Annotated in this window: 14 protein-coding genes; 6 read left to right on the forward strand and 8 right to left on the reverse strand. The window is 67.1% G+C overall.

Annotation, left to right across the window (positions count from 1 at the left end; all coding sequences use genetic code 11):
- Positions 1-84 precede the first annotated feature (84 nt).
- Genes AC07OC_RS06315 through AC07OC_RS06325 form a run of 3 tightly spaced genes read right to left on the reverse strand, consistent with a single transcriptional unit; the run spans position 85 to position 2,725 of the window.
- Positions 85-759, reverse strand: coding sequence for an RraA family protein (locus AC07OC_RS06315; RefSeq protein WP_494600590.1), 675 nt, complete (start codon positions 757-759; stop codon positions 85-87).
- A 45-nt stretch (positions 760-804) separates the two neighbouring features.
- Positions 805-1,794: a Bug family tripartite tricarboxylate transporter substrate binding protein gene (locus AC07OC_RS06320; RefSeq protein WP_218294037.1), complete on the reverse strand. Its 990-nt coding sequence runs from the start codon at positions 1,792-1,794 to the stop codon at positions 805-807.
- 52 nt (positions 1,795-1,846) lie between these two features.
- Positions 1,847-2,725, reverse strand: coding sequence for an NAD(P)-dependent oxidoreductase (locus AC07OC_RS06325; RefSeq protein WP_494600592.1), 879 nt, complete (start codon positions 2,723-2,725; stop codon positions 1,847-1,849).
- A 191-nt stretch (positions 2,726-2,916) separates the two neighbouring features.
- Here AC07OC_RS06325 and AC07OC_RS06330 point away from each other — a divergent pair, with 191 nt between their 5' ends.
- Entirely contained in the window at positions 2,917-3,597 is a 681-nt protein-coding gene (locus AC07OC_RS06330) for a GntR family transcriptional regulator (protein ID WP_218294039.1), read from the forward strand.
- A 402-nt stretch (positions 3,598-3,999) separates the two neighbouring features.
- Here the strand turns inward: AC07OC_RS06330 and AC07OC_RS06335 are convergent, their stop codons facing one another.
- Positions 4,000-4,860, reverse strand: a complete 861-nt coding sequence (locus AC07OC_RS06335; protein WP_494600594.1) for an MBL fold metallo-hydrolase — start codon at positions 4,858-4,860, stop codon at positions 4,000-4,002.
- A gap of 100 nt (positions 4,861-4,960) precedes the next feature.
- On the opposite strand from AC07OC_RS06335, the gene AC07OC_RS06340 reads away from it, so the two are divergent.
- Complete coding sequence (locus tag AC07OC_RS06340; RefSeq protein ID WP_218294041.1) at positions 4,961-5,395, forward strand: YeeE/YedE family protein; 435 nt, start codon at positions 4,961-4,963, stop codon at positions 5,393-5,395.
- A gap of 51 nt (positions 5,396-5,446) precedes the next feature.
- Positions 5,447-5,887: a DUF6691 family protein gene (locus tag AC07OC_RS06345; RefSeq protein ID WP_218294042.1), complete on the forward strand. Its 441-nt coding sequence runs from the start codon at positions 5,447-5,449 to the stop codon at positions 5,885-5,887.
- A gap of 144 nt (positions 5,888-6,031) precedes the next feature.
- Here AC07OC_RS06345 and AC07OC_RS06350 read toward each other — a convergent pair whose 3' ends face one another.
- Entirely contained in the window at positions 6,032-6,382 is a 351-nt protein-coding gene (locus AC07OC_RS06350; RefSeq protein ID WP_218294043.1) for a DUF4148 domain-containing protein, read from the reverse strand.
- A gap of 165 nt (positions 6,383-6,547) precedes the next feature.
- Between AC07OC_RS06350 and AC07OC_RS06355 the strand changes: the two genes are divergently transcribed.
- On the forward strand, positions 6,548-7,237 hold the full coding sequence (locus AC07OC_RS06355) for a heavy metal response regulator transcription factor (protein WP_494600597.1): 690 nt from the start codon (positions 6,548-6,550) through the stop codon (positions 7,235-7,237).
- Entirely contained in the window at positions 7,234-8,598 is a 1,365-nt protein-coding gene (locus AC07OC_RS06360) for a heavy metal sensor histidine kinase (protein WP_494600599.1), read from the forward strand. The genes AC07OC_RS06355 and AC07OC_RS06360 overlap by 4 nt, the downstream gene beginning before the upstream one ends.
- A gap of 127 nt (positions 8,599-8,725) precedes the next feature.
- Here AC07OC_RS06360 and AC07OC_RS06365 read toward each other — a convergent pair whose 3' ends face one another.
- The 3 genes from AC07OC_RS06365 to AC07OC_RS06375 are packed head-to-tail and all read right to left on the reverse strand — an operon-like array spanning position 8,726 to position 11,300.
- Positions 8,726-9,151, reverse strand: coding sequence for an RNA-binding S4 domain-containing protein (locus AC07OC_RS06365; RefSeq protein ID WP_218294046.1), 426 nt, complete (start codon positions 9,149-9,151; stop codon positions 8,726-8,728).
- On the reverse strand, positions 9,148-10,617 hold the full coding sequence (locus tag AC07OC_RS06370) for a sensor histidine kinase (protein ID WP_218294047.1): 1,470 nt from the start codon (positions 10,615-10,617) through the stop codon (positions 9,148-9,150). The genes AC07OC_RS06365 and AC07OC_RS06370 overlap by 4 nt, the downstream gene beginning before the upstream one ends.
- Positions 10,614-11,300: a response regulator transcription factor gene (locus tag AC07OC_RS06375; protein WP_255591356.1), complete on the reverse strand. Its 687-nt coding sequence runs from the start codon at positions 11,298-11,300 to the stop codon at positions 10,614-10,616. Before AC07OC_RS06375 ends, AC07OC_RS06370 begins: the two co-directional genes overlap by 4 nt.
- A gap of 125 nt (positions 11,301-11,425) precedes the next feature.
- Between AC07OC_RS06375 and AC07OC_RS06380 the strand changes: the two genes are divergently transcribed.
- Positions 11,426-12,385, forward strand: coding sequence for a Bug family tripartite tricarboxylate transporter substrate binding protein (locus tag AC07OC_RS06380; protein WP_218294049.1), 960 nt, complete (start codon positions 11,426-11,428; stop codon positions 12,383-12,385).
- The last annotated feature ends 1 nt before the right edge of the window (position 12,386 follow it).

Genomic DNA, 12,386 nt, shown 5'->3' on the forward strand with positions numbered 1-12,386 from the left:
TGCGCGGTGGCATCCTGGGTATGCTCAGCGCGCAATCCGTCTGCCGGGCGCTGCTGAGCCATGGATGGGGCAAATACGCCCGACCTATTCCTCCGTCGCGCAATTGGCCCGCTTGAGCGCAGCATCTATCCAGGCGTTGTCCTGGGAGCCGTCCGCGATCTCCGCCACCATCACGGCCTCGATCTCCTGCTTCTTGTGCGCAGCGGCCAGCAACTGCTCGGCCTGGCCGTAGGGCACGCAGAGCAGACCGTCGTCGTCGCCGATGACCAGGTCGCCGGGTTCGATGACCATGCCGTCGATGGCGATGGGCACGTTGATCTCGCCGGGGCCATCCTTGTAGGGGCCGCGGTGCGTGACGCCGGCGGCGAACACGGGGAAGCTGTCCTTTCGCAGCACGGCGCTGTCGCGGATGGCTCCGTTGATGACGATGCCCGCAAAGCCCTTGAGCTTGGCTTCGCCCACCATGATCTCGCCGATGAGTGCGTTGGTGAGGTCGCCGCCCGCGTCCACCACGATCACGTCGCCGGGTTGCGCGATTTTCAAGGCCTTGTGGATCAGCAGGTTGTCGCCAGGGCGGGTCTTGATGGTGAGGGCCGGGCCGGCCATGGCGGTACCGTCGTGCATGGGGCGCAGGCGTGGGCCGCCGGCCGTCATGCGCGACATGCAGTCGCTGACGTTGGCCACGGGCATGTCGAGGAATTGCCGGGCCAGTTCCAGGCTCACGGCGCGTTGGCGTTTCAAGATTTGGCAGCCGATCATGGTGTGGTTCTCACTGGGATGGTGGAAAAGTGATGGGTGGAGTGATCAGTCGAGCGTGGTGCCCGAGCTCTTGACGATGGGCGCCAGGCGCGCGCGGTCGCTGGCATAGAGCCTGGCCATGTCGTCGGGTGTGCCGGTGATGAGCTCGGCGCCGGAGTCTGCGATCTTCTTGGCGGTATCGGGTGCGTTCACCACCTTGTTGATGGCCTCGTTGAGCTGCCTGACGATGGCGTCCGGCGTGCCGGCCGGGGCCATCACGCCCCACACGCTGGCCAGCTCCACGCCCTTGATGCCGGACTCGGTGTAGGTGGGCACGTCGGGCAGCAGCTTGGAGCGGCGCGCGGTGGTCACGCCGATGGCGCGTACCTTGCCCGACTGGATGTGCGAGAGCAGCGTGGGGATGGAGCCCATGTACATGTCGATGCGCCCGCCCAGCAGGTCGGGCATGGCCTGGGCCATGCCGCGAAACGGCACGTGCGTGAACTTCACGTTGGAGCTTTTCTGCCAGGCCTCGCTGATGATGTGCGAGATGGTGCCGGTGCCCGGCGTGGCAAAGCTCAGGCGCCCGGGGTCCTTCTTCGCGGCCTGGATGATGTCGTCCAGGGTCTTGTAGGGCGAGTCGGCGTTCACCACCAGCACGGCCGGGCCGGCGGCCACCAGGGCCACGGCGCGCAGGTCCTTGTCGGGGTTGTAGGTGAGCTTGGTGTACAGCAGCGGGTTGAGCACCACGTTGTCGGTCTGCGCCATCACCAGGGTCAGCCCGTCGGCGGGGGCCTTGGCCGTCTGGTCCAGCGCCAGGTTGCCGCCGGCGCCGGGCTTGTTCTCCACCACGATGGCCCAGCCGTAGGCATCGGTCAGCTTGGTGCCGACCAGCCGGGTCAGGTTGTCGGTGCCGCCGCCCGCCGGGAAGGGCACGATGAACTTGATGGGCCGTTGCGGGTAGTTGCCCTGGGCATGGGCCGGGGCGATGGTTGCCGTGGCGGCCGCCATGGCCAGCAGGCCGCCGAGGGCCAGGGTGCGTCGAGTCAAGGTCATTGCGAATGTCTCCTGTAGTGATGTCGGTCGGTGGGCGCGGGGTGCGCGCTGATCAAGGGTGGCTGGCGAGCACGTGGCAGCCCAGCCAGGCGATGGCTTCGTCGGTGGAGGTGCCGGTGAAAGGCTGTGCCGCATGGGCCTGTGCGGTGGCGGCAAACAACGATTCGACGGCGGGCGAGACGACCGGCGCCAGGCCGTGGCGGGCCATCTGCTGCTGCGCCTCGGCCACCTCGTTGCGGCGGCGCGCCGCGTGCGGGATGTGCGTGCGCACCATGGATTCCATCAGCGTGCGCAGCGGTGTCTCGTCGATATCCTGCAGCACGGCATACAACTGCTCGCGCAGGCCCATCTGCTGGGCCGTGACCAGGCATTCCACCGCGAGCGCCTCGACTCCCTTGGTGTAGATGCTGCGCAAGAGCTTGAGCGAGGCGGCATCGCCCGGCTGATCGCCCACCACGCGGACCGATCCACCGAAGGGCGAGAACAATTCCTGTACAAAACCGGCCTTGCCGCCGGCCACGAGCAGCGGCGTCTTCTTGCCGCCCAGGTTGACGGCCCCTGTGATGGCCACGTCCACGAAGTGGACCGCCGTGCCGTGTGCGCCGCGTTGGGCCAGCTCGCCGCATTCGCGCATCTCGCCGGGGTCGGCCGTGGTCATGTCCACATACAGCGCCCCATCCTGCAGATGGGGCAGACAGGCCTCGAACAGGCTGCGCGCCACGGTGCCGAACACGGCGCTCACCACCACGTCGGCCCCGGCCAGCCAGGCCCCGGGCGCGGTATGCACCTGCGCACCGGCGGCCTGCACGGCGGCAGCCACCGCTGCGCCTGGCTGCAGGTCGCACAGGCCCGCCAGGCTGTGCCCCTGCTCCAGGAAGGCCTGCATGTAGCAGGCGCCGACCATTCCACCACCCAGGATTGCGATTTTCATGAAAATACAAATTTAAAACATTTATGCCATCTTATTGAGCTTGGTGGAAATGATTCCATAGGGATTTCCCGTATATCAAGGCGAATTTGCACTTATTTTGTATTTTTCTAAAGTCGCCTACAGAGGCGGCATTGACTGCACCGCTCACCTAGAATGAGCGCACTCCATCCCATCCCCTTGGTGCAAAAACAGTGCAAAACGTGAAAGACAAGGCGTACGAGGTTCTGCGGCAGCGGCTCATCGGCGGGCACTACCGCCCGGGTGAGCAGCTCAAGGAAGAGCCCATCGCCCGCGACCTGGGGCTGAGCCGCACACCAGTGCGCAATGCGCTGCACCGCCTGGTGGAAGACGGCCTGGCGACCGATGGCGCGGGCCAGGGCATCCGGGTGTCGGAGTGGAGCGACTGGGATGTGGAGGAGACCTTCCAGTTGCGCATGCTGCTGGAGCCGTATGCCTCGTTCCTCGCGGCCACGCGCGGCGGCGAGGGGTTGGCCGATGAGCTGGAGGCCAGCAACCAGCGCATGGAGGCCGGTATTGCCGCTGGCCACGATGGCATCGCCGAGGTGCAGTCCGCCAACCGGGATTTCCACCACGCGCTGATCGAGGCGTCGGGCTCGCCGCGCCTCAAGACCATGCTGGCGACCATGATCGACATGCCGATCATCAAGCGCTCGTTCTACATCTACACGCCCGAAGAACTGGTGCAAAGCCTCCACCATCACCGCGATCTGGCGATTGCCGTGCGCGCCAGGGATGGTGAGCTGGCCCGGCAGGTCATGCAGCTGCATCTGCGCATGTCCTACCACCGGTTCATGAAACACCGGGTCGAGTACCGGCAGGACGGCGCAACCCCTCCATCTTCCTCTCGATAAGTTACCCGTATTGGGCTCGAAAGAAGGTGCGGAGTCCCTATGGAGAAAATGGGCTGTTTCCAGGGGCCGCCCCGGGTGGCACGGCGAGGAAGTGGCTGGCTTAAAAAGGGGCCCGCACGAGGCGGGCCCAAACGCTTCATCTACCGATGCCTGACACACCGGCAGCTTCATGGTGCTCCGGACGCCATCCCTTCGCCTGTAGGACCAGCGCCGCTTGATCTATCAGCGGGCGCGCGCCGGGAGCCTGGGCGCAAGGGCGTTCGAAAAAAAGCCCGCACGAAGCGGGCTTGAACTTGCTCAAGGCAAGAGGGGAGGGTGTCGCCAGAGGATAGCGACGAGGGCATCGTAAAACGAACGCAATTCCCGCGGTGTCGGACAAAGCCGCGTCAGTTGGGCGTGGCGTCACAGCGCATTGAGCGGAATCTTGAGGTAGGAGATCCCGTTGCTTTCCGCTGGCGGAGCCTCCCCCGCGCGGATGTTGATCTGTACTGCCGGCAGGATCAGCACAGGCATGTCCAGTGTCGCGTCGCGGCGGGTGCGCATGGCCACGAAGCCAGCCTCGGTGATGCCGTCGTGGACGTGGATGTTTCGTTCCCGCTGCTCGGCGACGGTGGTTTCCCACGCGGGCTCGCGGCCTGCGGGCGGGTAGTCGTGGCACATGAACAGCCGGGTTTTGGGTGGCAGGCCCAGCAGCTTGCGCACCGACTGGTACAGCATGTGTGCGTCGCCGCCCGGGAAGTCGCACCGTGCCGTGCCCACGTCGGGCATGAACAAGGTGTCGCCGACGAATACCGCGTTGCCTACCTGGAAGGCCATGCAGGCGGGTGTGTGGCCCGGTACCGACAGGGCCCGGGCCTGCAGGGTGCCAATGGCGAATGCCTCCCCGTCGGCGAACAGATGATCGAATTGGCTGCCGTCGGCCCGGAAACCGGGCTCCAGGTTGAAGATGCCTTTGAAGGTGTTTTGCACCTTGGTGATGGCGGCGCCGATGGCGATCTTGCCGCCCAGCGCTTCCCGCAGGTGGTGCGCGGCCGACAGGTGGTCTGCATGGGCATGGGTTTCCAGAATCCACTGGACCGTGAGTTGCTGCGCCGTCACGAAGGCCATCACCTCGCTCGCCGCCGCGGTGCTGGTGCGGCCCGATTTGGGGTCATAGTCAAGGACGGAATCAAGGATGGCGCAGTGGCCTCCGGGATGATCGAACACCACATAGGTCACGGTGTGGGTGGAGGGGTCGAAGAAGGCGTGGACCTGTGGTTGCATAGGGGTACCCGTCGAAATCAATAAAGAAAATTATAGTTTGTATAAAAATATATTGTTTTACAATCCACCCGATTCCCTTTCCGCCCAAGGAGTACCGCGCATGCAGATCGACTGGAACCATTTCACCCCCTGGTCTGCCTTGGCCGGGGGCATTCTTCTGGGGCTCGCGGCCGCGGGCTTCGTGCTGCTCAATGGCCGGGTCTTGGGCATCAGCGGCATTGTCGGAGGGCTGCTGCGGCCGCGCAGCGGAGATATTGCGTGGCGTATTGCCTTGGTGCTGGGCCTGCTGGCCGCGCCCGCGCTCTACCGCGGTGTGGTGGGCGCCAGCCAGGGCCCCCGGATCGATGCCAGTTGGGCAATGGTGGTGCTGGCCGGCCTGCTGGTGGGCCTTGGCACCCGCTACGGCGGGGGCTGCACCAGCGGCCATGGCGTGTGTGGCCTGGCGCGCCTGTCGCCAAGATCACTGGTGGCCACGCTGGCCTTCATGGGGACGGGTTTTGCCAGTGTTTTTGTCATCCGGCACGTTCTGTCCTGACGGCGTTGCGGATGCCGGTGGTCAACATTTTCAATTTTCTGGGAGCGGCCCATGCGCCACCGTATCGCTGAATTCGCCGTCGGCCTGGTCTTTGGCCTGGGCCTTGTGGTTTCGGGCATGACCGATCCGGGCAAGGTCGTGGGGTTTCTGGATGTGACGGGGCTGTGGGATCCCTCACTGGCCTTTGTGATGGGCGGGGCCGTTGCGGTGAGTGCCCTCGCATTTGCCGTGGCGCGCCGGCGCACCAGGGCCTTCCTGGGCGGGGCCATGCACTTGCCTGCATCGCGCGGCATCGACAGGCGCCTGGTGGCTGGCAGCCTGCTATTTGGCGTGGGGTGGGGGATGGCGGGGTTCTGTCCGGGGCCCGCCATCGTGTCGGTCGGGGCCGGGGAGCCCAAGGCCATGGCGTTTGTGGGGGCCATGCTGGTGGGCATGGCCGGTTTCGAATGGATCGAGCGCCGCCGGGCCTTGCGCGCCACCCGTGCTGGCTGATTGATGCGGACGGGCCCGCACGGCCCACGCTTGCAGAAATGGTGGCTGGGTCGAGGCGGCGCTTTCACAGACCGGAGGGACCGGTGACTGCGGGTGGGGTGCTGGCCCGGGCCCTTGCTGGCGGGGCTGCATCCGTGGGGGGCATCAGCCCCCGTGCATTTCCTGCAGGCGCTGCTTCTCCGCGGCGGGCGTCTCCAGGAATTCCCGCTGCACCTGTTCGCGTGTCTTGGGCGTGCCGGTATTCCTTTGCGGCAGGGCATAGCCGCGCGCGAGCAGGGCGAGGCTGCCGTCCTTGCGGGCGGCTTCGATGTCCCGCAGGACGTCGCTGCGCTGCTTTCCCCCTTGCAGGTGGTCCGGGTGCGTGGTGTAGCCCACCTCGCCGCCCGCCGGGTGATACAGGGATGAGGCGGTGGCGACGGCAGGCATCGCCATGGCGAGCGCTGCCAATGGCGCGAACAAGGCGGTGCGTGCGTTGAGGATGGTTTTGCGGGACATGGAGGGTGTTTCCTTTCAGGGGGAGTGATCCGGGGTTGCATGCCCTGGCCGCAGGTGCTTGCCAGTGCATGGGGATACTGTAAAAACGCCATGCCGACAGGGTGCCCACCGCTGCCTGACGAATTTGTAATCGCGGCCCCCGCCATGTTCTTTGACAATCCGGGCATGAAAGTTCTGCTCATCGAAGACGAAGTCAAGCTTGCGCACTACCTGCGCAAGGGGCTCACGGAGGCCGGATATGTGGTGGACGTGGCGCACAACGGGGTCGATGGCCTGCACATGGCCCTGGAGGGCGACTACGCGCTGCTGGTACTTGACGTGATGCTGCCCGGCATCGACGGATTGAGCCTGCTTGCCGCGCTGCGCAAGACCCGCCAGACCCCTGTGCTCATGCTCACGGCCCGTACCAAGGTGGAGGACCGCGTGCTGGGCCTGCAGTCGGGCGCCGATGACTATCTGGTCAAGCCGTTTGCTTTCTCCGAACTCATGGCGCGCATCGAGGTCATCGTGCGGCGGAGCCGGGTGGCGCAACCAGGATCGGCGTGCGCCACGGTGCTGCAACTGGCGAACCTGGAAGTGGATCTGTTGCGGCGCAAGGCCACGCGCGCGAGCCAGCGCCTGGACCTGACGGCCAAGGAGTTTCTGTTGCTCACGCTGTTCCTGCGCCGCCAGGGGGAAGTGCTCTCGCGCACCGAGATCGCCGCCCAGGTATGGGACATGAACTTCGATAGCGAGACCAATGTGGTCGAGGTCGCCATCCGGCGGCTGCGCAGCAAGATGGACGTGCCCTTTCCCGAACCCCTGCTGCACACCATCCGTGGCATGGGGTATGTGATGGAAGCGCGCGGCGCATGACGGGCACGCGTGCACCCGGGTCGCTGCGCCGGCGGCTGTCCTGGTGGCTTGCCGCGCAGAGCCTGGCGGGCCTGGGCGCTGTGTGCCTGCTGGTGTATCTGGTCACGGCGGCGGGATTTCGCGAACGGCAGGACAGCCAGCTGGAGCAGAAGGAAGCCGTGGTGCGGCATCTTTTGTCGGGCGGGGGAATGCACCCCATGCCGCAGCCCTGGAACGACGTCCATCTGCTGGATGATTTCCTGGCCGGGCACGACAACTTCCGGCTGCGGGTATCGACTGGGGAGGGGAAGGTGCTCTACCCCCGTGTTGCGCGGGGCGATCCGCCGCTGCTGGCCTGGCGCGAGCGCAGCTTCGAGGTGGCGGCCCAGCGCCCAGAGGCGCCCGGCCGCGTGCTGCGGGTATGGCTGGCGCTGGACATCCAGGCCGATGAGCAGTTGTTGCGCCGCATGGCCGTCACGCTGTGGGTCGCTGCGCTGGCGGGCGCGGTGGTGGTGTCGCTGGGCGGCTTCACGCTGGTCCACCTGGGGTTGTCGCCCGTGCGCGCCCTCTCGGCGCAGGTGCGGGCGCTTTCGCCCGACACGCTGCACCAGCGCCTCGGCACGGAAGGGCAGCCCGCCGAGCTGCAGCCGCTCGTCGAGCAGTTCAACGGCCTGCTCGGCCGGCTGGAAAAGGCCTATGTCCAGGTGGAGGGATTCAACGCGGATGTGGCCCATGAACTGCGCACGCCATTGGCGACATTGCAGGCCAGCAACGAGCTGGCGTTGCGCGGGCTGCTTGGCGGCGGCGCGGGCAATGCGGGAGAGCTGGGCGAGGTGCTGGCCTCCAACCTGGAGGAATTGCAGCGCCTCACGGGCATCGTCAACGACATGCTTTTTCTTTCCCAGGCCGACCGGGGCGCGGGCGCCCGCCGCGAGTCCACCCCCAGCCTCGCCCGGGTGGTGGCGCAGGTGGCGGAATTTCACGAGGCCGCCTTGGCGGACGCGGGGCTGGCATTGCACATCTCGGGTGATGCGGCGGGGCAGTTCGATGTCCCGCTGCTGCACCGAGCGCTGTCCAATCTCATCGGCAATGCGGTGCGCCACGCCCGCCAGGGTACGGCGGTGCAGGTGCGCATCGCTCCCCTGCCGGGAGGCGGGGGCGGAGTGATGGTCGTCAACGAGGGGGAGACCGTGGCGCCCGAGGTGCTGGCGCGGCTGTTCGACCGATTCTTCCGAGCGGATCCCTCGCGGGCCCACGGCCAGAGGAACCATGGCCTGGGCCTGGCCATCACGGACGCCATAGCCCGCATGCATGGCGGGCGGACGGTGGCCACATCGTCTGGCGGGGTGACGGCCATCGGCCTGGAGCTGCCTGCCAGCTAGGCAGGGGGCGATCCTGTCCGCGCGGGGCCGAAGGAGGCGGAGCCCCCGGGGGCGGGCCCTCCTGCTCCTGGCGTGTTTCAAGCCAGGGCTGGTGGCACGGAGCCTGGTCGGGTGTTTCGGGGACGGCCTATTCGTCGATCGACGCGCTCCAGCGGTCTCCCCAACTGCGCGCGCCCACGCGCTCGATATCGCGCCGGTCGCGCTTGGTGGGGCGGCCCTCCTGCAGCGTGGCGGCGGGCTCGGGGGCCAGCCGCCGCTGTTCGGCAGCCTGTTCACGCGCCGTGATGCTGTCCGCCGTTTCCTCGTACAGTTGCTGCGCAATGGGGGCGGGTCCGCGCGCCCCGCTCAGGCCCCGCACCAGCACCGTGCGGGCGAGGGGGCCCTGGCGCAAGGCCACGGTATCGCCGCAGCGCAGGTCGCGTGCAGGCTTGGCCAGCTGGCCGTTGACCGTCACGCGGCCCTTGCCGATCTCTTCGGTGGCCAGGCTGCGCGTCTTGTAGAAGCGGGCGCACCAGAGCCACTTGTCCAGCCGCATTGTCTCCGAGGTGTTCATGCGGAGGATTGTGACGCGTGTGCGTGGTTTGCACTGTCAGCCGATGGCGCAGCCAGTGGCAGGCGTACAACGGCATCCAGGCCCGCCACCCGGTGGCCCACCACGCGGTTGGTCAGCGAGATACTGCCCCCGATGGCCTCCACGATCTCGCGGCAGATCGCCAAGCCCAGGCCGCTGCCGGCGCGCACGTCGCCCGCCGAGAACGGCTGGAAGAGGCGGGCCGCCAGCTCGCCGTCGATGCCGGGGCCCTGGTCGCTGAGGGTCAACGCCACATGGTGGCTGTCGGTGCGCAGGTCCACCGTCAGCTCGCTGCCCTGCGGCGCATGGCGCACGGCGTTGTGCAGCAGGTTGCGGCTCAGTTCGCGCAGCATCCACTCGTGGGCCTGGACCCGCGCGGGCACGGTCTGTATGCCGAAGTCCAGGTCGCGCTGCGCGATCAGTGGTGATATCTCCAGCGCCACGGTGCGCAGCACATCGTCCAGCCGCGTGGTGGGCGGTGCGCTCTGCTGGCGCAGTTGCTCCACCTTCGCCAGCGCCAGCATCTGGTTGGCCAGCTGGGTGGCGCGGTCTACCGTGTCGCTGATCTCGTGCAGGGCCTGCCGGGGCTCCACGTCGCCCCGCAGGGCCGATTGCACCTGGGTCTTCAGCACGGCCAGGGGGGTGCGCAGCTGGTGGGAGGCATCGCGCACGAAGCGCTTCTGGTGGCGCAGCAGGTGGCGCAGGCGCTGCATCACTTCGTTGGTGGCGTCGATCAGCGGCTGCAGTTCGCGCGGCGTGGAGGGGGCGGCGATGGGGCTCAGGTCGCCCTCCCGGCGGTCCTGCAGCTGCAGGCTCAGCTGCCGCACGGGATGGATGGCCCGCTGCACCACCAGCACCACGGTGAGGGCGATCACGGCAATCAGCAGGGCCTGGCGCAGCAACGTGTTGCGCAGGATCTGCAGGGCCAGCGTTTCACGCACTTCGAGCGTCTCTGCCACCTGGATCACGGCCATGGCCCGGCCTTCGGAGCTGGCCACGGGCTGCAGCAGGACGGCCACGCGCACGTCGCGGTCGCGAAAGCGGTCGTCGTAGAAGTCCACCAGCGCGGCGTAGGGCGGGCGGTCCGGGATCTTTCCACGCCAGACAGGCAGTTCGGCAAACCCCGAGACCAGTTCGCCATGCAGGTTGGAGACGCGGTAGAACATCTGGCTCTGGTTGTCGGCCTCAAAGGCTTCCAGGGCCGAGTAGGGCACGGTGGCGCGCAATTCGGCCGCGTCGTCAAAGCCTTTCACGTCGAGCTGTTCGCTGATGGTCTTGGCGGACGCCAGCAGCGTGCGGTCGTAGGCGGTGTGCAGCGATGCCAGCGTCTGCTGGTACAGGCTGAAGGTATTGAAGCCGATGAACAGCGCCACCGGCAGCAGGATGCCCAGCAGCAGGCGCCTGCGCAGCGAAGGGTGGCGGTGCCCGCCGGCGGGGGCTGCGGTCATGCGTCGGTCCGCAGCAGGTAGCCCAGCCCGCGCAGCGTCATGAGGGTCAGGCCGGTGCCCGCCAGTTTCTTGCGCAGGCGGTACACCACGACCTCGATGGCCTCGTACTGCACATCCAGCTGGCCGGGGAACACCAGCTCGTACAGCCGCTCCTTGGTGACGGCGTGGCCTGGTTGGGCGAGCAGGGCGTGCATGAGCGCAAGCTCGCGCGGCGTCAGCTCCATCACCTCGCCCTGGAGATACAGCGCGCCGCTGTTCTTGTCATAGCGGATGGCACCGATCTGCACGGTGCTGGGAGCCAGCTGCGTGCCGGGTAGGGGGTCCGCGCTGCGGCGCACCAGGGCACGCAGCCGGGCCTCGAGTTCGTCCAGGTCGAAGGGCTTGGGCAGGTAGTCGTCCGCCCCTGCGTTCAGCCCCATCACCCGGTCGCCCACGGTGCCTCGGGCGGTGAGGATCAGCACCGGCGTTCGCAGGCCGCGCGCGCGCGCCTGCTGCAGCACCTGCAGGCCGTCGAGCCCAGGCAGGGTAAGGTCCAGGATGACGGCGTCGGGCTGGCGGGACGCCCACTGGCTCAGGGCGGATTTGCCGTCGCCCACCGCGGTCACCTCCATGCCGCGCCGGGTCAGTGCACGGTGCAGGGTCGCCTGCATGGTGGGGTCGTCTTCAACGAGGAGCAATTGCATGCGCGGCACCATAGCATCGTCTCATCGCATGCGCCGTATGGGTGTTTTCCCTGAGTCGCAGGACAGCCGTTTGACAGGCAGCGCGCGCATCATCGAACGGTTCGCAAACCTTACAAGGAGACACCATGCGTCGCGATATGTTTCTGAAATCACTGGCTGCCATGGCCGCCGCCGGCGTGCTGCCGGTATCGGCCCAGAGCGCCCACGCCATCAAGATGATGATTCCCGCCAACCCTGGCGGTGGCTGGGACACCACGGGCCGTGCGCTGGGCAAGGCCATGCAGGATGCAGGCGTCGCTTCGTCGGTGTCTTATGACAACAAGGGCGGCGCCGCTGGCGCCATCGGCCTGGCCCAGTTCGTCAACGCCAGCAAGGGCGACCCGAACGCCCTGATGGTGATGGGCGCTGTGATGCTGGGCGGCATCATCACCGGCAAGCCGCCCGTGGGCCTGGACAAGGTGACCCCGCTCGCGCGCCTGACCAGCGAATACAACGTGTTCGTGCTGCCCGCCAATTCGCCTTTCAAATCCATGAAGGACGTGGTGGACCAGCTCAAGAAGGATCCCGGCAGCGTGAAGTGGGGCGGTGGCTCGCGTGGCTCCACCGAGCACATCGCGGCAGCGATGATCGCCCGCGAAGTGGGCGTGGACCCCGCCAAGATCAACTACGTGGCCTTCCGTGGGGGCGGTGAGGCCACCGCCGCCATCCTGGGCGGCAACGTCACGGTCGGCGGCAGCGGCTACAGCGAGTTCGCCGAGTACATCACCGCGGGCAAGATGCGCGCCGTGGGCGTCACCTCGGGCTCGCGCCTGAAGGGCGTGAACGTCGCCACGCTCAAGGAGCAGGGCATCAACGTGGAAATCGGCAACTGGCGCGGCGTGTACGGCGCGCCTGGCATCACCCCCGAGCAGCGCAAGGCGCTGATCGAGGCCCTGTCCAAGACCTTCAAGCACAAGGCCTGGCAAGATGCGATGGAGAAGAACGGCTGGACCCCCGCATGGATGGCCGGCGACGAGTTCGCCAACTTCGTGGATGCCGAGTTCGCCAGCATGCGCGCCACCATGGCCAAGTCGGGGATGATCTGAG

The organism is Acidovorax sp. GW821-FHT10E04 (assembly GCF_059415185.1).